The sequence below is a fragment of the Cognatishimia activa genome, from assembly GCF_026016445.1.
Classification (GTDB): domain Bacteria; phylum Pseudomonadota; class Alphaproteobacteria; order Rhodobacterales; family Rhodobacteraceae; genus Cognatishimia; species Cognatishimia activa_B.
In genome coordinates this window covers 1888110-1904441 of sequence record NZ_CP096147.1, presented here as the reverse complement: position 1 = coordinate 1904441, position 16332 = coordinate 1888110, and the positions used below count along the sequence as shown (strand labels likewise).

Here is a 16332-nt window from a genome sequence, read left to right as displayed (position 1 = left end):
AAGCACGATGAACCACTTTTTGGATATTCACAAAACCGATCCTGCGGATCTGCGTGCGATTATCGATAACGCGAAAGCCATGAAAACGGCGCGGGCAGGCCTGTCAAAAGGCACGCCTGACGCGGATCGCCCGCTTGAAAACCAAATGGTTGCACTGATCTTTGAAAAACCCTCCACCCGGACCCGCGTGTCTTTTGATGTGGGTGTGCGTCAGATGGGCGGTCAGACCATGGTGCTGTCTGGCAAAGAGATGCAGCTCGGCCATGGCGAAACCATTGCTGACACAGCGCGTGTACTCAGCCGATATGTCGATTTGATCATGATCAGAACTTTTGAAGAGCAAACCCTGCTGGAACTGGCGGAATACGCGGACGTGCCGGTGATCAACGGTCTGACCGACCGGACGCACCCATGCCAGATCATGGCGGACATCCTGACATTTGAAGAGCACAATGGCCCGATCAAAGGCAAAAAGGTTGTCTGGTCAGGGGACGGCAATAACGTCTTCGCGAGCTTTGCCCACGCAGCGGGTCAGTTTGGGTTTGACCTGACCTTTACTGGTCCACAAACACTAGATCCAGAACAGGAATTCATCGATCTTGCGCGTTCTAAGGGCAGCAAGATTGAGATCGAACGCGATCCACTCAAGGCGGTTGAAGGCGCTGATCTGGTTGTGACCGATACATGGGTGTCCATGCATGATCCGCAATCCGCACGCGAGCGTCGCCATAATCAACTGCGTCCTTATCAGGTGAACGAAGCGCTGATGTCGCACGCCAAATCTGACGCGCTGTTCATGCACTGCCTGCCTGCACACCGTGATGAAGAAGCGACCAATGCCGTTATGGATGGGCCCAATTCGGTGATCTTTGATGAAGCCGAAAACCGTCTGCACGCGCAAAAGGCGGTGATGCGCTGGTGCTTGGGTAAGTGAGCTTTTTCTGAACCACCCGGGGCGTTGCCCCGGACCCCAAGGTATTTAGACAAAGAGAAATTGGGGGAGCGGCGCTTAAGAGCGCCGTTTCGCTTTTAAGGTGGGATCAGCTTCGGTGGGGTCTTCGGGCCACGGATGTTTTGGATAACGCCCGCGCATGTCTTTGCGCACGTCCGAGTAGCTGCTTGCCCAGAAGCCTGGGATGTCCATTGTTGTTTGCACCGGGCGCTGGGCAGGGGAAAGCAGGGTCACTTTCAAAGGGGTATTGCCCACCATTGGATGCGTCTTTTGACCAAACATCTCTTGCAGGCGCAAAGTGATTTCCGGGTGTTCGCCGGAATAATCAATTGGGATTTGGCGGTTGAGGGGCGTGGTGAAATGCGCGGGTGCGATCCTGTCGACCAGTTGCATCTGCGGCCAGTCGAGCATCGCTCGGAGCGCATCTAGAATGTCGAACCTCTTCCACTGGTCTGCTGTTTTGATCCCGCTGATATGCGGCAACAGCCAAGTTTCCAGGTCACTCAACAAGGTCTCCTCGGTCATCTGCGGCAGGTCTTGACCTGCGGCGCGCACAAGTTCGACGCGTGCGATAAATCGTTGCGCAGCGGCGCTTGGGCGCAAACCGATATCTCTGACACCCTCTAGCATGGCGCGGGCCATCTCTTCCTCTGGCGCGCCTTTCCAAATGCGATCGTCCAGAGCGACAGCGCCTAGCATTTCCTGTTGGCGCGCCACGACGCGACCATCGCGTTTGGACCATGCGCAGGTTTTTTGCCAAGAAATTTGATTAGCAAACAGCCCGCGCACCTCAGCTTCGGAAATCGCAATCGCCTGACGAATACGCGCCTCTCTTGGATTGCCATCAAGATCGGTGGCGACAATCAATCGTTCTACGGCCATTGGATCACCATCATCCAAAATGGCGCCTTTGCCGCCTGACAGGACATACCGGGCGGCATCGCCTTTACGGCGCAGACCGATCCGGTCTGGATAAGCCAGCACTGCCATCTCGGCGAGCGAGAGGTCGGCATCTGTCGTGGCCAGACGCGCTAATCGCTTGCTTTCATCGCGGATCGTATGCAGCGCGCCGCGATTGACCTGATAGGGGCGGGATTGTTCGAACCGTTTGAGATCCGAGATAGCTTCGACCCGCAGCGAAAGATCAACGGGCGCGCCCCGCGCAAGGGGATCGCGCGCAGCTAAGAGCGCCGCCAGGGGCGCGGCTTTGGGGCCGGCAATCGCCAGCATATGGGCAAGGCGCGGGTGCAGCGGCATGCGTGCAACGGACTGGCCATGTTCTGTGATACGGAGGCTGTCATCGAGGATGCCGAGCATTTGCAGCAGCCTTTGAGCTTCTGCAAATGTGCCAGAAGGAGGTTGGGTCAAAAACGGCAAATCCTTAGGTGTTGTCCCCCAGGCGGCCAGTTCCAACGCCAGTCCAGCCAAATCTGCGGCTTCGATTTCAGCCGGAGGGAAAGGCATCAGCCCACCTTCTTCACCCTTGGTCCAAAGGCGATAGCAAATCCCCTTGGCCACGCGACCCGCACGACCTTTGCGTTGGGTAGCTTCGGCTTTGGTGACTTTTTCGGTCACCAACCGCGACATGCCGGACCCCGGATCAAACCGCGCCCGGCGCGCACGCCCCGCATCCACAACCACACGCACGTCCTGGATCGTCAGAGAGGTTTCCGCGATTGATGTCGCTAAAACAACCTTGCGCCCAGATGTGGCTGGCTGGATTGCGGCACGTTGCGCTTTGAAGTCCATCGCGCCAAAGAGCGTGTGCACATGGTAATCCGCCGGTAGCTTCAGCCGCTGGGCTGTCCGGCGGATCTCGCCTTCACCGGGCAGGAAGACAAGCACACCGCCTTCAGTTTCTGAAACCGCTTGTTCAATCAGTCGCGCAGTGGCGTCTTCCAGCCGGTCGTCTTTGCGTAGAGGTTTCTCAAGCCAGCGTGTTTCAACCGGATAGCTTTGCCCGGCTGAAGTCACCATCGGCGCCTCATCCATCAAAGCTGCAACCGGTTCAGCGTCAAGCGTTGCTGACATGACGAGAAGCATCAGATCGTCCCTGAGGGCGCCTGCAATTTCCAGACAAAGCGCCAATCCAAGGTCGGCATTCAACGAACGTTCGTGGAATTCATCAAAGATGACAGCGCCAATCCCTGCGAGTTCAGGGTCTGACTGGATCATTCGGGTTAGGATGCCCTCGGTGACCACCTCTATTTTTGTGGATTTGGAGGTCCTGGCCTCGCCACGCACGCGGTAGCCCACCGTTTGGCCAACGGGCTCTCCCAATGTCTGAGCCATCCGTTCCGCTGCGGCACGGGCCGCCAGCCTGCGCGGCTCAAGCATCACGATCTTGCCATCGATAATCCCTGCTTCCAGCATCGCCAAAGGAACCACGGTGGTTTTACCCGCACCCGGAGGCGCTTGCAGCACCGCGCGCCCGCGCTCTGTCAGAGCGGCGATCAAGTCTGGGAGGGCCTCGTGAATGGGAAGGGTTGTCATACCGCCTTATCCCGAATGCATCAGCGCGGGTAAAGCCACAAACGGTTCTCTCAGGAAGCGCTAAATCCTCAAACCCAGCGTCATTGTCGCGCAAGCATAGGCCAATCGTCGGGAACGGGGTAGACAATGGGGCAGAGCTCAGGGCATGAACTCGATCCAGAACCAATACATGAACAGGGCCGCCCCATGGACATCGCAGAGCTTCGTGACAGGATTTTGAAGCAGGATCGCCGGGCGCTGGCGCGGGCAATCACTTTGGTGGAAAGCGGACGGGCTGATCATCGGGCGAAAGCAGCGGAATTGCTTGAGGCACTGCGCGGTGCGGGACGGCAGGCTTTGCGGATTGGCCTTTCAGGGACTCCGGGTGTCGGTAAGTCTACTTTTATTGAAAGCTTTGGCATGTTCCTGACCGCGCAGGGCAAACGGGTCGCTGTTCTGGCGGTGGACCCTTCTTCGGCGCGCTCTGGTGGGTCCATTTTGGGCGACAAAACCCGGATGGAGCGCCTGTCGCGCGATAAAAACGCATTTATCCGCCCATCCCCAAGCCAGACCCACCTTGGTGGCGTGGCACGCCGCACACGCGAAGCTGTGGCGCTTTGTGAGGCGGCTGGCTTTGATGTAGTGCTGATCGAAACCGTCGGCGTTGGTCAAAGCGAAACTGTTGTGGCTGAGATGTCGGATCTCTTCCTGCTGCTGTTGGCTCCGGCCGGTGGTGATGAGCTGCAGGGTGTGAAGCGCGGTATTATGGAGATGGCGGACCTGATCCTCGTGAACAAAGCAGACGGCGATCTGAAAACCACTGCGATGCGTACCTGTGCTGACTATTCCGGCGCGCTGAGGCTTCTCAGGAAGCGACCTCAAGACCCAGAGGGCTTCCCAAAGGCCATGACGGTCTCAGCTCTGGAAGAGCAGGGACTCGCGGATGCCTGGGCGCAGATGGAAGAGTTGACCGATTGGCGACGTGATAATGGGCATTGGGATGGCCGTCGCGATGCGCAGGCGCAGTTCTGGTTCCATGAGGAAGTAAAACAAGGCGTCTTGGCGCAGCTTGAGACAGGTGATGCAAAGGCGCAAATCGCGGAATTGGCAGCGCAGGTGGCTCAGCAGGCGATCACGCCTTCTGCAGCGGCAGATAAGGTTCTGAGCGCACTGGATATTCGAAAGAAGTAAGGGGCAGGGCGCGCAAAAGGCGAAAATGAATTTTCCTCTGCCCGAGTGTCATTTCATTGTCGTGAATCACTTGACGCCGCCCAGATTCAGGCCTAAAGACGCCCAACGAATTTCTGGGTGCTGCCCGTGGCGGCGCCTTTTTGCTTTAACGGGGTCTCTTTCCCCGTAGACCGTAAAACGAGGATGATCCTATGTCGCGCCGTTGCGAACTGACCGGAAAAGGCCCGATGACTGGCAACAATGTCAGCCACGCCAACAACAAAACAAAGCGTCGTTTCCTGCCGAACCTGAACGACGTGACACTGCAATCCGAAACTCTGGGTCGCGGCGTTAAACTGCGTATCTCTGCATCTGCTCTGCGTTCCGTAGATCACCGCGGTGGTCTGGATGCGTTCCTGGCGAAAGCCAAGGACACTGAGCTGTCTGCAAACGCTCTTAAAGTTAAAAAAGAAATCGCAAAAGCACAGGCTGCACAAGCTTAAGCTTTTCGCTTTCTTCTCACTGGACAGTGAAGCACGCCCCGCCTGACATCAGGCGGGGCTGTTGCGTTTTGTCGCTTTTCATTACCAGTCTTCGGGGCCTATATACGGCCTGATGACACGGCTTCGCCTTCATATCAGCGTCTTCCTGATCGCGCTCATGGCCCTTACCGGGCAGGGCATGGCGATGGCGCGTGGTATGCCGATGAGCGTGGGCACGATGGAGCTTTGTTCAGGGCAACACACTGTCATCATTGCGGTCGATGCGAATGGCGAACCTACCGCGCCTCAGCACCATTGCCTGGATTGCACTCTATTGGCATTGGGACTGCCTGATGCAGAGCCTCGCGTCGCAGCGCCTGATCAGCTTGTGTTCTCCCTATTGACGCCGCCAAAGGTCGCTTTGGTTGCTGCGCAGCGCATATTGCGTGTGAACGCGCGGGCCCCACCGCGCGCTGTTTGAAGTCCAACCACTATTCAAACATACATTCTAAGAATTCGGAGAAAGCTATGTCTTTCAAATCCTTTGCGCTGGCTGCTGTGGCCTCCCTTGTTTTGACCTCCCCTGCGCTGGCAGAGAGCAAAATCATGATAAAAGACGCCTACGCGCGCGTCGCTTCTAAGGCTGCTAAAGCCGGTGCTGCCTTCCTGGAAATCCACAATATGGGCGACACCGATGATAGACTGATCTCTGTCAGCACAGATATCGCTGTGAAAAACGAGCTGCACACCCACAAAGATATAGGTGATGGCGTCATGAAGATGTTGCACGTCGAAGAGGGGTTTGTGATCCCGGCAGGCGGCTCACACGTGCTTGCACGTGGTGGTGATCATGTGATGTTTATGGGGCTGAACACGCCTCTTGATCACGGCGATGAAGTCAAAGCGGTTCTGGTCTTTGAACAGGCCGGTGAGATTGAAGTGACCATCCCAGTCGATCTGGAGCGGAAGGCCATGCATGGTGGTCACGGCGAACACGACAAGGATGCACACAGCGATCACGATCACCATTAAGCAAAGCAAAGGCCGGGGAGACCCGGCCTTATCTTTTCAGCTCTTCGGTCACCCACGTCGGAACAGTCTCGCTTGCCGGTCCAAAACGGCATTCAGAAAAACGCGATGCGCCCGCCGATGGCTCTAGGTTGAGTTCAATAGTATGGGCCCCGAAATGATCTGCCTCGGCGACAAAATTGGCAGCGGGATAGACCTCACCTGAGGTTCCGATGGAGACAAATACATCTGCTTTGGATAGCGCCTCAGCGATATCTTCCATGGCATAAGGTATCTCTCCGAACCATACGACATCCGGGCGCGTAGAAGGAGCATTGCACCGGGGGCAGGCATCTTCAGGTGCCATGAGCAATGGTGCATCCCAGCGGTGATCACACACCGCACAAAGCGCTTTGTTGAGAGCACCATGCATATGAACCACATTTCGGCTTCCCGCCTTTTCATGCAGGTCATCAACATTTTGAGTGACAATCAGCACGTCGCCATCAAGTTGATTTTCCAAATCTGCCAGAGCGGCATGCGCCGCATTTGGTTGCGCTTCAGCTGCCTGCGCGCGCCGGGCATTATAGAAATCATGCACAAGTTGAGGATTGCGCGCGAAACCCTCTGGTGTGGCGACATCTTCAATCCGGTGCTGCGCCCAAAGACCGCCTTCATCTCGAAAGGTGCCTAGCCCACTTTCAGCGGAAATGCCCGCGCCAGTCAGGATTACAATATTGGTCATGGGGTCTCCTTGCTTTGCCATGATGGCTCGCGCTATCTGGGTTGCATCGTAGAACCGGAGAGCCGTTATGAAAGTCCTATTTGTCTGTCTGGGCAACATCTGTCGCAGCCCATCTGCAGAAGGGGTCTTTCGTGAAATGTCTACAGCCATTACTGACAGCGCTGGCACCGCGGGTTGGCATGTGGGCAAGCCACCTTATGGTCCGATGCAAGAAGCTGCAAAGCGGCGTGGTTATGACTTTAGCGATCTGCGGGCACGGCAGTTCACAGCGCAGGATTTTGATCGGTTTGACCTGATCATCGGTATGGACGCCTCTAATCTGGCAGATATTGAACGCCTGCGCCCAAGCGGGAATGAGACGCCTGTGAGGTGTTTCACCGACTACGCCCCAGAGACGGGTATGCAAGAAGTGCCTGATCCCTACTACACCCGCGATTTTGATGGGGCATTGGACCTGATCGAGATATGCTCTCGGGGGCTTCAGGCAGAAATTTCAGATTAACTTTCGATTTCCCAAAACTGCGCGGATTTCGTTCTGCACAACGACAAAGCAACCTTGCTTGCCAACTCTTTCGCAGAGTTTTGCAAAAACGAAAGAATCAGTTGGGTAGAAGTTTGAATTCTCCGGCCAGAAACGGTTGCGTGCGCAGACTTGGTTTGATGATTTTATCTTGTAGCATCGTGCGGAAGGACTGCGCCAAGTCGCGTGGGACTTTGTCGGCGAAATCCGGGCTCGCGAGCAGTGAAATCTGACGCGAGAAATGAGCAAACGGAAGCGGGTGCGCGGTGATTTGATCGTGGAAGCGTACAGCGCGCATATAGCCCAGTGGCGTTGTGATCGCCCAACCAATCCCCCGCGAAACACAGGCCATAAGTGCCAAGTTGCTGCCGATTTCGAAACGCTCAGGAAACTCCAGTTTCAATCGCGCCAAATGGGCATCGATCTGACGAGAGATCAGTTGTTCGCGCTCATATCGCACAAAGGGAAGCTCTTGCATGACTTTGATGACATCAGCACCTTTCGGTGCCATAGCGGTCGGTGTAACCAAAATAAATGGATCGCGCACAAGCGGGTATTCCATTGCATAATCAATAACTTCCCCGGATGTTGCGGTGATGCCCATGTGCAGGTGTCGGTCTCGCATCATCTCGGCGATATCGTTGCTGCTTGCGGTGATCATCTTGAAACGACATTTGGTGAGGCTTTCGGCGAGAGTGGTCACCAAACGCGGGGTCATGTCGTTGTCAAAGTCATCGATAATACCGATCGACATGGAGCTGATGTGCGACAGATCCATGACTGTCAATTCAGACTGCGCGAGACGCAATTCCGACAGAACAGCCTGAGTACGGCCAAGGAAAGAGCGGCCTGCAGGTGTCAGTTGCATGGGGCGCTTACCATGGTCAACAAGAGGTGCGCCGAGCGCCGTTTCAAGGTTGCGGATTTGCTGGCTGACAGCCGGTTGGCTCAGCCCCGTAGCATCCGCGGCCTGAGCTACTGAACCGCTGGCCGCCAAGGCTTCAAACACTTCCAAACCACGCAGGGTCACCCCTTTGGTCAGCATCGTCTCTCTCCCGCTAGATTTACCTTTTGTGAAACTAGTGCGGCGAGCGGTCAAATGAAATTTTCAATTCTGTTCCGACGGGAGGTCTCTTGCAGCGGCTCACTATCTTAAAAGACTAGGGGCCCGCCGCCGCATGACGAGGCGAACACAATAGAAATTGTAAGCGAAATGCTGCGAGACATCCGACGGAGCGGCAAGGTCAGTGAGACAATCCATGCACTGCCAGTCAGCCGCTTCGAAATGCTGTCCTAGCTTAGCTGTGGCGACTGCATAGGGCGGCAGCTGTCTGGCCGTAGCCCTTATAACGCAGCCAGAATTTCTCATGGCTACGTCGGTCGGATTGCCGAATTTCCTGCGCCTTGTGGGGATCTTTGAAGAAGGTCGCCGCGAGGCGCTGATCCGTGCGATTCAATTCGCCGTTTGCCACGCTTTGCAGACAGTTACACATGCGCCGGGTGGCTGCTTTTCGGTCGGACTTGATACAGGCCGAAGAAATAGGGCCAGCCTCTGCAGGCATAGGTCCGACAGGGAGGATCATCATCGCCAGAAGGGCGCTACCGATCAGGTTTCTCATTTCTTGCCTCTTTTGTGGCCCGAGCTTTTGCTCGTGGTACTGCTGGCCCTATTATGCCTGAGAAATTCGAAATCTCAAAGAGGCACTCAAGTGATTGTTATTCGAACATTCTGTTAGAATTCGTTCCAGAGAGCGGCTTTCAGCCCAATGCGCCCCACGTCTTGTGTGTTGGCCAACAATCCAATCTGCAGATGGCGCTTCCTCTTAAGTGGCACTGCGATGGACGGAGCCAGCTCATAATCCCATCCGTTTTCTGTATTTGACTGCGCAAATAGTTGCAGCAGATAAATCCAGTCTTTCGCCCCACGCGTACCCAGAGTTGCTTCTAGTTTCGCCCTTATCTGCTGCCCTGATCCGATCAACAGAAAAGCGTCGAATTGCGTCCAGCCTCGTTGAGTTTGGAAAAGACCTCCGCGGCCCAGCGAGGTGCCAATTCTCAGATGAGGGTGGGAGCCATCCGCATCGAAATTTGCTCCAAGTCCCAGGTTAAATGCCGTGATCCAGTTCTCTGAAACCGCTGGACCCTGCCACTTCAGGTAAGCCGTTGCATTGCCGTTGTTGGCTTGATCAATACCCCCGACGAAGCCGAATGTTGTGATATCTGACAGCCCGTATTCGGCAAATAGCCCGGAATATGCGCTCAGGTCACCCTGATCACGCCCAATGGATCCAATGCTGTCCAGAGACATGAATCCGTCCCCATCCGGGCGCAACCAGGGGCCTGCGTTGGCCGAGCAAGCCATAGCCAGAAAGGTTATGATCCAGATGGTTCGCATCGGCTCCCCTCGCCGGGGTAGTCTGATAAATATTCGTAAATAAAGGATTAAGCATGACCTTTTTGGCGTTGAGAAAACGCTTGGCGGTCTGGCTTTACGGGCGCTAGGCTGAGGGTAGTCAAGAAGGAAGTCAAAATGCCAACAATCAAAATAGGTGAAGATCGTCAGACAGTTATCACGACATTCGAGGTGACGCCCGGAACATGTCAGGATTTGATGGATGAATTGACTACCGCCTATCAGCAATTCATCTCAAAGCAGCCCGGGTTTATTGCAGCTGGTTTGCACGTGAACGACGCGCAGACACGAATTGCCAATTATTCGCAATGGAAGACGAGAGATAACTTCCTTGCCATGCTTCGCGCGCCAGAAATGCGTGATTGGTCACGTAAATTTAGCACTTTGTGTAAAACCTTTGAGCCAGTGATGTATGACGTGCAGGAGGTCTTTGACTGAAAGGTCGCTACATGGGGATGAGGGAGAGCCATGTATAACAACATTTTAGTACCTGTATCCTTTGAAGAAGAGCAGGGGACAGAGAAGGTATTGCGCGCAGCATCGTCACTTGCTTGCCCCGACGCGGTGGTAACTTTGCTGCATGTCATGGGGCCGGTACCCGGCTATGCGAAGTCCTACTTTCCAAAAGGCTATCAGGATGAGGCCAAAGCCTCGATTGAAGCCTCACTTGAAGAAATGGCGGCGGGCCTACCCAATGCGCGCGGCGTAGTGGTCGAGGGCAATGCGGGTAAAGTGATCTTGAATTGGATCAGAGACAATAAGATCGACTGTGTGGTCATGTCGTCTCATAAGCCCGGTGTGCATGAGTTTAATCTTGGCAGTACGGCAGCCTTTGTCGTGCGCCATGTGAGATGCGCGGTGCATGTTGCCAGATAGCTAGATCAACTGGATGATCACGATCGCGGCAACCGCAATAATCGGCAAACTTGCAATGATGAAGGCAAATGGCTGCATCTCATAGCTGCGCGCCATTCTGAGGGCAGGAAAAAAGCAGAGGATAATTGCCACAACGCAGAGGAAGAGAAACCCTTCCAGTGTTTGCGCAGGCAGTTTTTCATCGGGCGCAAGATAGGCGACCACCATGTAGCCTGCCCATAAGACAAGTTGCACTGAAATCAAAAGATGGACCGCAAATTTCATCGCGTTTCTCAATTGGTGGCGATCATATTCCTTTAGCACTCAGTTAAGAGCCTAGCTGAGCAGTTTTGCCGCTCAGCCTGCTGATTATCCACATAATCTCTGAAAAGTGAAATTCTACGTGCAGTCGGATCTGTCGCCCTACCGCCCACGGCGGCGAGAAACATTCCCGCCGCGCTGCCCTGGACGGCCAGCGGTGGAGCGGCCTCTGCTCTTCACAGCCTGTTCTGCCGCTGCATCAATGGCCGATTGACGCGCCAAAGGATCATCTGCAACTGCGAGATCCACAGCTTCGAGCCGTTTGACTTCGTCACGCAGGCGCGCCGCTTCTTCGAACTCAAGGTTTTCCGCAGCTTTGCGCATTTCTTCCTTAAGCCCGTTGAGGTGCGCTTCCAGATTTGCACCGTGCATCGGTTTATCGATGGTCGCTGTGACACGCGACATGTCTGTGTCGCCCTGATAGAGGCCGGCAAGGACGTCCTCGACGTTCTTTTTTACTGTCGCCGGGGTGATGCCGTGCTCTTCGTTATAAGCGATTTGTTTTTCGCGTCGGCGGTTGGTTTCCTTTAGTGCGCGCTCCATGCTGCCGGTCATCTTGTCGGCATACATGATTACCCGCCCATCGGCGTTTCGTGCTGCGCGGCCAATGGTTTGAACCAGCGAGGTTTCAGAGCGCAGGAAACCCTCTTTGTCAGCGTCCAGAATGGCGACCAGTCCACATTCTGGGATGTCCAGCCCCTCACGCAGTAGGTTGATCCCGATTAGGACATCAAATGCGCCAAGGCGTAGATCGCGCAGGATTTCGATGCGTTCCAGCGTGTCGATATCGCTGTGCATGTATCTGACTTTGATGCCTTGCTCATGCAGGTATTCCGTCAGGTCTTCTGCCATTCGCTTGGTGAGGGTTGTCACCAAAGTGCGGAAGCCATCCGCTGTGACCTTGCGGATTTCATCAAGCAAGTCATCGACCTGCATTTCCACAGGGCGGATTTCGACCTCTGGATCAAGTAACCCTGTTGGGCGGATCACCTGTTCAGTGAAGACACCACCAGATTGTTCCAGCTCCCATGCGGCCGGCGTCGCTGACACAAAAATCGACTGAGGACGCATCGCGTCCCATTCCTCAAACTTGAGCGGACGGTTATCCATGCAAGATGGCAGACGGAAGCCGTGTTCGGCCAAAGTGAACTTACGGCGGTGGTCGCCGCGATACATGCCGCCGATCTGAGGAACAGAAACGTGGCTCTCATCGGCAAAGACAATCGCGTTGTCTGGAATGAACTCAAACAGGGTAGGCGGCGGCTCGCCCGGCGCGCGGCCAGTCAGGTAACGCGAATAGTTTTCGATCCCGTTACAGAAGCCCTGAGCTTCCAGCATCTCCAGATCAAAGTTGGTGCGCTGTTCAAGACGCTGCGCTTCCAGAAGTTTGCCTTCATCGACCAGCTGATCAAGTCGCAGTTTCAGCTCTTGTTTGATGTTGACGATGGCCTGATTCAGGGTTGGTTTGGGCGTCACATAGTGCGAGTTCGCATAGACCCTGATTTTCTCAAAATCGTCCGTCTTTTCGCCCGTTAGCGGGTCAAATTCGGTGATGCTTTCAAGTTCTTCACCAAAGAATGACAGACGCCATGCTCGGTCCTCAAGGTGGGCCGGGAAGATTTCCAGACTGTCGCCGCGCACACGGAATGATCCCCGCTGAAAGGCCTGATCATTGCGCCGGTATTGCTGTGCAACCAGATCGGCCATGACCTGACGTTGATCGTAGTCTTTGCCGACGTGCAGATCCTGCGTCATGGCCGAATAAGTCTCAACCGAACCGATGCCGTAAATGCAGCTGACCGAGGCAACGATGATCACATCATCGCGTTCCAGCAACGCACGGGTCGCGGAGTGGCGCATCCGGTCGATCTGCTCGTTAATCTGACTTTCTTTTTCGATATAGGTGTCAGACCGGGGCACATAGGCTTCGGGTTGGTAATAGTCATAAAAAGACACAAAATACTCGACGGAATTCTCAGGGAAGAAACCTTTGAACTCGCCATAGAGCTGGGCTGCCAGTGTCTTGTTCGGCGCGAGGATGATGGCAGGGCGCTGGGTTTCTTCAATGACTTTCGCCATCGTGAATGTCTTACCTGTCCCTGTCGCCCCCAGTAGAACCTGGTCCCGTTCGCCGTCTGCAATGCCACCCGTCAATTCGGTGATTGCCGTTGGTTGGTCACCCGCAGGAGCAAACTCAGTATGCATTATGAATTGCTTGCCACCTTCCAGCTTTTCGCGCCGGTGCGGTAGCGTTTGCGTCATGGGCATTTGCTGATCTGGTTGGGCAGAGCTCATTTGGAATCCCTTCGTTGCCCATAATTTGAACCGAAACGCGTCAAGCGCAAGTCGAAGTCGGTCACAAAGACCCGTAGGCTAAGAAAAACTGTCAATTATTGTCAGGAGAACTCGAAATTCTGGACTGAGACCGAATGTCGCAGAAGAGGCGTTCCAACGCCTTACTAATTGGTCAAAAGCTTACCGTGGGTAACCTATTGATTTTATATCGGATTGGTCTGTTCACTGTTTCGAGAAATCTTGCGGAAACCGCAATCGGTTTCATTGAAATTTTTGCAAAGAAATGATCGGCTTTGTGAACATTTATTGCAAACCTAGTTGCCATTCTCATTTTCTCATTAGTATAGTTTTTAGGCAAGCAGCGCTTGGTTGCTGGATGGCCCACACATACCCCTCGCTCCCCGTGGACGGTTCGGCAACCAAGACTTGCAGGCATGGAAAAGCCCCCAAGCCAAAACTTGGGGGCTTTCTGATTCAGTCTTCTTTTACAGGGACATAAAGTTCACCGCCTTCACGGAACTTCGCAGCCATGGCTTCCATGCCCTCCTTCTGCGCCTCGGCCCGAATGTCGTGGGAAATCCGCATGGAGCAGAACTTCGGTCCACACATCGAACAGAAATGCGCAACCTTATGGGCCTGTTTCGGCAAAGTCTGGTCGTGGAACGCGCGCGCTGTGTCCGGGTCAAGCGACAGGTTGAATTGATCTTCCCAACGGAATTCGAACCGTGCGCGTGACAGAGCGTCATCTCGGCGTTGTGCGCCGGGCAGCCCTTTGGCCAAGTCCGCAGCATGGGCAGCGATCTTATAGGTAATCACGCCGGTTTTTACGTCATCACGATCTGGCAGGCCCAGATGCTCCTTTGGTGTCACGTAACACAGCATTGCGCAGCCAAACCAACCGATCATCGCCGCGCCGATGCCAGATGTGATGTGGTCATAGCCCGGTGCAATGTCGGTTGTCAGTGGCCCAAGCGTGTAGAAGGGCGCTTCGTGGCAACACTCCAGCTGCTTGTCCATGTTCTCTTTGATCTTGTGCATGGCCACGTGGCCTGGGCCTTCGATCATCACCTGGCAGCCTTTTTCCCAAGCGATCTTGGTCAATTCGCCCAGAGTTTCGAGTTCGGCAAACTGAGCTTCATCATTGGCATCCGCGATAGAGCCCGGGCGCAGGCCATCCCCCAAAGAGAATGACACGTCATACTGACGACAGATGTCCGCAATCTCGCCGAAATGTTCATAAAGGAAGCTCTCTTTGTGGTGATGCAGGCACCACTTCGCCATGATCGAGCCGCCGCGCGACACGATGCCAGTCACGCGTTTCGCCGTCATTGGCACCATGTGCAGGCGCACGCCAGCATGGATGGTGAAATAGTCCACACCCTGTTCCGCCTGTTCAATCAGCGTGTCGCGGAAGACGTCCCAGGTCAGGTCTTCGGCAATACCGTTTACCTTTTCCAGTGCCTGATAGATCGGCACGGTGCCAATAGGCACAGGTGAGTTGCGGATGATCCATTCACGTGTGTTGTGAATATTGCGACCGGTTGAGAGGTCCATCACAGTGTCCGCGCCCCAGCGGATCGCCCAGACCAGCTTGTCGACTTCTTCTTCCATGGAAGAGGTCACAGCCGAGGTGCCCATGTTGGCATTAATTTTCACAAGGAAATTGCGACCGATGATCATCGGTTCGATTTCCGGGTGGTTGATATTGGCCGGGATGATGGCGCGACCGGCTGCAATCTCATCTCGCACAAATTCTGGTGTCACGTAGTCTGGAATGTTGGCACCAAAGTCGTTCCCATCCCGATGGCAGGGCGCGGTTTCACGCAGTTGGTTCTCGCGGATGGCGACAAATTCCATCTCAGGTGTGACAATGCCTTGGCGCGCGTATTCGTACTGCGTGACCGCTTTGCCGTCTTTCGCACGCAAAGGTTTGCGAAGATTAGGGAATTCGGCAACCAAGCGATCGCCTTCGACAAATCCGTTGTCTTCCGGCTTGACTGCACGTGCCGTGTATTCTTCAACATCGCCGCGCGCTTTGATCCAGTCTTCGCGCAGGGCTGGCAAGCCTTCGCGGATGTCGGTCAGGACGTCTGGATCTGTATAAGGGCCCGAGCTGTCATAGACCGGCAGCGGCGCTTCACCGGCAGTCGGATGGGTAGAAATTTCGCGCATGGGCACGCGAATGTCTGGGAAGTTCACCCCTTCGACATAGATCTTTTTGGATGCAGGAAGTGCACCAGTGGTGATTTTGGGATTTGGGACGTTCATTTTGGTCTCCTCCAATTTGCAAAGGACACCAGATGAATTAGGGCGGGGAGGCGAGGGGGATTACCCCTAATCAGATACCACAGTCGGATTGGCCCTAAGCCTGTCGCGATGCGTTCCTAGCTTCCTACGCCAGTATCAACTGGGTCAGGTTCAAAGGGTCGCGTCGCTGGGCATTCGCCCGTATCCGCCTCTCAGTCCTTTGCGGGACACCCCTGCGTAGGGCCTTGATATTCTCGGCAAGGTTGTGCGGTCAAGCCGTTGCGACCATTGGCCTGATCGAAGGAGACATTCTGGTCTTGTCTGAACCTGACAAATTGCAGATAAGTGTTTTCAAGAAGAGGAAGCCTTTGATGATCGCTCGCATCTACCAGCCAGCCCGCAATGCAATGACTTCTGGTCAGGCCAAAACCAAGACTTGGGTTTTGGAATACGCGCAGTCCTCTGCACGTGACATTGATCCTTTGATGGGATGGACCAGTTCTGATGACACGCAATCTCAAGTGAAGTTGCGTTTTTCTTCAAAAGAAGCGGCCTTGGACTACGCCAAGGAACACGGCATCGAAGCAACGGTCACAGAGCCGCATAAGCGCAAAGCGAACATTCGCGCGGGCGGGTATGGCGAGAACTTCGCCACTGATCGTAAAGGTCCCTGGACGCATTAGAGCCTGCTGTAGATCGGGATAAAGTTGTCTCGAAATCGGGATAAAGATTTCGCGAACTTTAAGAAAATTGGTGTTTGCCGCCGTTTGGTTCCAGCGGACAATGTATTTATTATTGGCGGTTAAAGTACTTCGATCGGATTTGTAGTGATTTTCTGCGGAGTAACAGCTC

At 54.7% G+C, this 16332-nt stretch carries 17 protein-coding genes and 1 riboswitch; of the genes, 9 read left to right on the top strand and 8 right to left on the bottom strand.

Annotated elements, in window-relative coordinates; genetic code table 11:
* Positions 1-7 precede the first annotated feature (7 nt).
* Entirely contained in the window at positions 8-934 is a 927-nt protein-coding gene (gene argF / locus M0D42_RS09475; protein ID WP_265018365.1) for an ornithine carbamoyltransferase, read from the top strand.
* 75 nt (positions 935-1009) lie between these two features.
* Here the strand turns inward: argF and hrpB are convergent, their stop codons facing one another.
* Complete coding sequence (gene hrpB, locus M0D42_RS09470; protein ID WP_265018364.1) at positions 1010-3445, bottom strand: ATP-dependent helicase HrpB; 2436 nt, start codon at positions 3443-3445, stop codon at positions 1010-1012.
* A gap of 186 nt (positions 3446-3631) precedes the next feature.
* Here hrpB and meaB point away from each other — a divergent pair, with 186 nt between their 5' ends.
* The 4 genes from meaB to M0D42_RS09450 all read left to right on the top strand — a co-directional run bounded on the left by meaB (position 3632) and on the right by M0D42_RS09450 (position 6108).
* Positions 3632-4615: a methylmalonyl Co-A mutase-associated GTPase MeaB gene (gene meaB / locus M0D42_RS09465; protein WP_265021133.1), complete on the top strand. Its 984-nt coding sequence runs from the start codon at positions 3632-3634 to the stop codon at positions 4613-4615.
* Between the two features lie 191 nt (positions 4616-4806).
* Positions 4807-5097 carry a 50S ribosomal protein L28 gene (gene rpmB, locus M0D42_RS09460; protein ID WP_058315359.1) on the top strand — a complete coding sequence of 97 codons (291 nt, stop codon included), beginning with the start codon at positions 4807-4809 and terminating at the stop codon, positions 5095-5097.
* Positions 5098-5209: 112 nt separating this feature from the next.
* Complete coding sequence (locus M0D42_RS09455) at positions 5210-5557, top strand: DUF2946 family protein (protein WP_265018363.1); 348 nt, start codon at positions 5210-5212, stop codon at positions 5555-5557.
* Positions 5558-5604: 47 nt separating this feature from the next.
* The gene (locus M0D42_RS09450; RefSeq protein ID WP_265018362.1) at positions 5605-6108 is read left to right on the top strand and encodes a copper chaperone PCu(A)C; all 504 of its coding nucleotides are present in this window, start codon (positions 5605-5607) and stop codon (positions 6106-6108) included.
* A gap of 28 nt (positions 6109-6136) precedes the next feature.
* Here the strand turns inward: M0D42_RS09450 and M0D42_RS09445 are convergent, their stop codons facing one another.
* On the bottom strand, positions 6137-6829 hold the full coding sequence (locus M0D42_RS09445; RefSeq protein ID WP_265018361.1) for an NAD-dependent deacylase: 693 nt from the start codon (positions 6827-6829) through the stop codon (positions 6137-6139).
* A 67-nt stretch (positions 6830-6896) separates the two neighbouring features.
* Here M0D42_RS09445 and M0D42_RS09440 point away from each other — a divergent pair, with 67 nt between their 5' ends.
* On the top strand, positions 6897-7331 hold the full coding sequence (locus M0D42_RS09440) for a low molecular weight protein-tyrosine-phosphatase (RefSeq protein WP_265018360.1): 435 nt from the start codon (positions 6897-6899) through the stop codon (positions 7329-7331).
* Positions 7332-7428: 97 nt separating this feature from the next.
* Here M0D42_RS09440 and M0D42_RS09435 read toward each other — a convergent pair whose 3' ends face one another.
* From M0D42_RS09435 to M0D42_RS09425, 3 genes are all read right to left on the bottom strand, one after another.
* Positions 7429-8394, bottom strand: coding sequence for a LysR family transcriptional regulator (locus M0D42_RS09435; protein ID WP_265018359.1), 966 nt, complete (start codon positions 8392-8394; stop codon positions 7429-7431).
* 253 nt (positions 8395-8647) lie between these two features.
* Entirely contained in the window at positions 8648-8968 is a 321-nt protein-coding gene (locus tag M0D42_RS09430) for a hypothetical protein (protein WP_265018358.1), read from the bottom strand.
* 113 nt (positions 8969-9081) lie between these two features.
* Positions 9082-9744 (bottom strand): hypothetical protein, encoded by a 663-nt coding sequence (locus tag M0D42_RS09425; RefSeq protein WP_265018357.1) that lies wholly within the window; start codon positions 9742-9744, stop codon positions 9082-9084.
* A 135-nt stretch (positions 9745-9879) separates the two neighbouring features.
* Here M0D42_RS09425 and M0D42_RS09420 point away from each other — a divergent pair, with 135 nt between their 5' ends.
* A complete protein-coding gene (locus M0D42_RS09420; RefSeq protein ID WP_265018356.1) occupies positions 9880-10200 on the top strand; it encodes an antibiotic biosynthesis monooxygenase family protein in 321 nt (106 codons plus the stop codon).
* 30 nt (positions 10201-10230) lie between these two features.
* Complete coding sequence (locus tag M0D42_RS09415; RefSeq protein ID WP_265018355.1) at positions 10231-10638, top strand: universal stress protein; 408 nt, start codon at positions 10231-10233, stop codon at positions 10636-10638.
* Here the strand turns inward: M0D42_RS09415 and M0D42_RS09410 are convergent, their stop codons facing one another.
* The 3 genes from M0D42_RS09410 to thiC all read right to left on the bottom strand — a co-directional run bounded on the left by M0D42_RS09410 (position 10639) and on the right by thiC (position 15501).
* On the bottom strand, positions 10639-10902 hold the full coding sequence (locus M0D42_RS09410) for a hypothetical protein (RefSeq protein ID WP_265018354.1): 264 nt from the start codon (positions 10900-10902) through the stop codon (positions 10639-10641).
* A gap of 138 nt (positions 10903-11040) precedes the next feature.
* Positions 11041-13233 carry an excinuclease ABC subunit UvrB gene (gene uvrB / locus M0D42_RS09405; protein ID WP_419195935.1) on the bottom strand — a complete coding sequence of 731 codons (2193 nt, stop codon included), beginning with the start codon at positions 13231-13233 and terminating at the stop codon, positions 11041-11043.
* Between the two features lie 474 nt (positions 13234-13707).
* Positions 13708-15501 carry a phosphomethylpyrimidine synthase ThiC gene (thiC, locus tag M0D42_RS09400; RefSeq protein ID WP_265018353.1) on the bottom strand — a complete coding sequence of 598 codons (1794 nt, stop codon included), beginning with the start codon at positions 15499-15501 and terminating at the stop codon, positions 13708-13710.
* Between the two features lie 104 nt (positions 15502-15605).
* Positions 15606-15726: riboswitch (TPP riboswitch) on the bottom strand.
* A gap of 125 nt (positions 15727-15851) precedes the next feature.
* On the opposite strand from thiC, the gene M0D42_RS09395 reads away from it, so the two are divergent.
* Positions 15852-16163, top strand: coding sequence for an ETC complex I subunit (locus M0D42_RS09395; RefSeq protein ID WP_265018352.1), 312 nt, complete (start codon positions 15852-15854; stop codon positions 16161-16163).
* The last annotated feature ends 169 nt before the right edge of the window (positions 16164-16332 follow it).

What these genes read in the sequence shown, in the direction of transcription:
- argF (WP_265018365.1), top strand. Translation starts at nt 8, where the DNA reads ATGAACCACTTTTTGGATATTCACAAAACCGATCCTGCGGATCTGCGT.
- hrpB (WP_265018364.1), bottom strand. Translation starts at nt 3,445, where the DNA reads ATGACAACCCTTCCCATTCACGAGGCCCTCCCAGACTTGATCGCCGCT.
- meaB (WP_265021133.1), top strand. Translation starts at nt 3,632, where the DNA reads ATGGACATCGCAGAGCTTCGTGACAGGATTTTGAAGCAGGATCGCCGG.
- rpmB (WP_058315359.1), top strand. Translation starts at nt 4,807, where the DNA reads ATGTCGCGCCGTTGCGAACTGACCGGAAAAGGCCCGATGACTGGCAAC.
- M0D42_RS09455 (WP_265018363.1), top strand. Translation starts at nt 5,210, where the DNA reads ATGACACGGCTTCGCCTTCATATCAGCGTCTTCCTGATCGCGCTCATG.
- M0D42_RS09450 (WP_265018362.1), top strand. Translation starts at nt 5,605, where the DNA reads ATGTCTTTCAAATCCTTTGCGCTGGCTGCTGTGGCCTCCCTTGTTTTG.
- M0D42_RS09445 (WP_265018361.1), bottom strand. Translation starts at nt 6,829, where the DNA reads ATGACCAATATTGTAATCCTGACTGGCGCGGGCATTTCCGCTGAAAGT.
- M0D42_RS09440 (WP_265018360.1), top strand. Translation starts at nt 6,897, where the DNA reads ATGAAAGTCCTATTTGTCTGTCTGGGCAACATCTGTCGCAGCCCATCT.
- M0D42_RS09435 (WP_265018359.1), bottom strand. Translation starts at nt 8,394, where the DNA reads ATGCTGACCAAAGGGGTGACCCTGCGTGGTTTGGAAGTGTTTGAAGCC.
- M0D42_RS09430 (WP_265018358.1), bottom strand. Translation starts at nt 8,968, where the DNA reads ATGAGAAACCTGATCGGTAGCGCCCTTCTGGCGATGATGATCCTCCCT.
- M0D42_RS09425 (WP_265018357.1), bottom strand. Translation starts at nt 9,744, where the DNA reads ATGCGAACCATCTGGATCATAACCTTTCTGGCTATGGCTTGCTCGGCC.
- M0D42_RS09420 (WP_265018356.1), top strand. Translation starts at nt 9,880, where the DNA reads ATGCCAACAATCAAAATAGGTGAAGATCGTCAGACAGTTATCACGACA.
- M0D42_RS09415 (WP_265018355.1), top strand. Translation starts at nt 10,231, where the DNA reads ATGTATAACAACATTTTAGTACCTGTATCCTTTGAAGAAGAGCAGGGG.
- M0D42_RS09410 (WP_265018354.1), bottom strand. Translation starts at nt 10,902, where the DNA reads ATGAAATTTGCGGTCCATCTTTTGATTTCAGTGCAACTTGTCTTATGG.
- uvrB (WP_419195935.1), bottom strand. Translation starts at nt 13,233, where the DNA reads ATGAGCTCTGCCCAACCAGATCAGCAAATGCCCATGACGCAAACGCTA.
- thiC (WP_265018353.1), bottom strand. Translation starts at nt 15,501, where the DNA reads ATGAACGTCCCAAATCCCAAAATCACCACTGGTGCACTTCCTGCATCC.
- M0D42_RS09395 (WP_265018352.1), top strand. Translation starts at nt 15,852, where the DNA reads ATGATCGCTCGCATCTACCAGCCAGCCCGCAATGCAATGACTTCTGGT.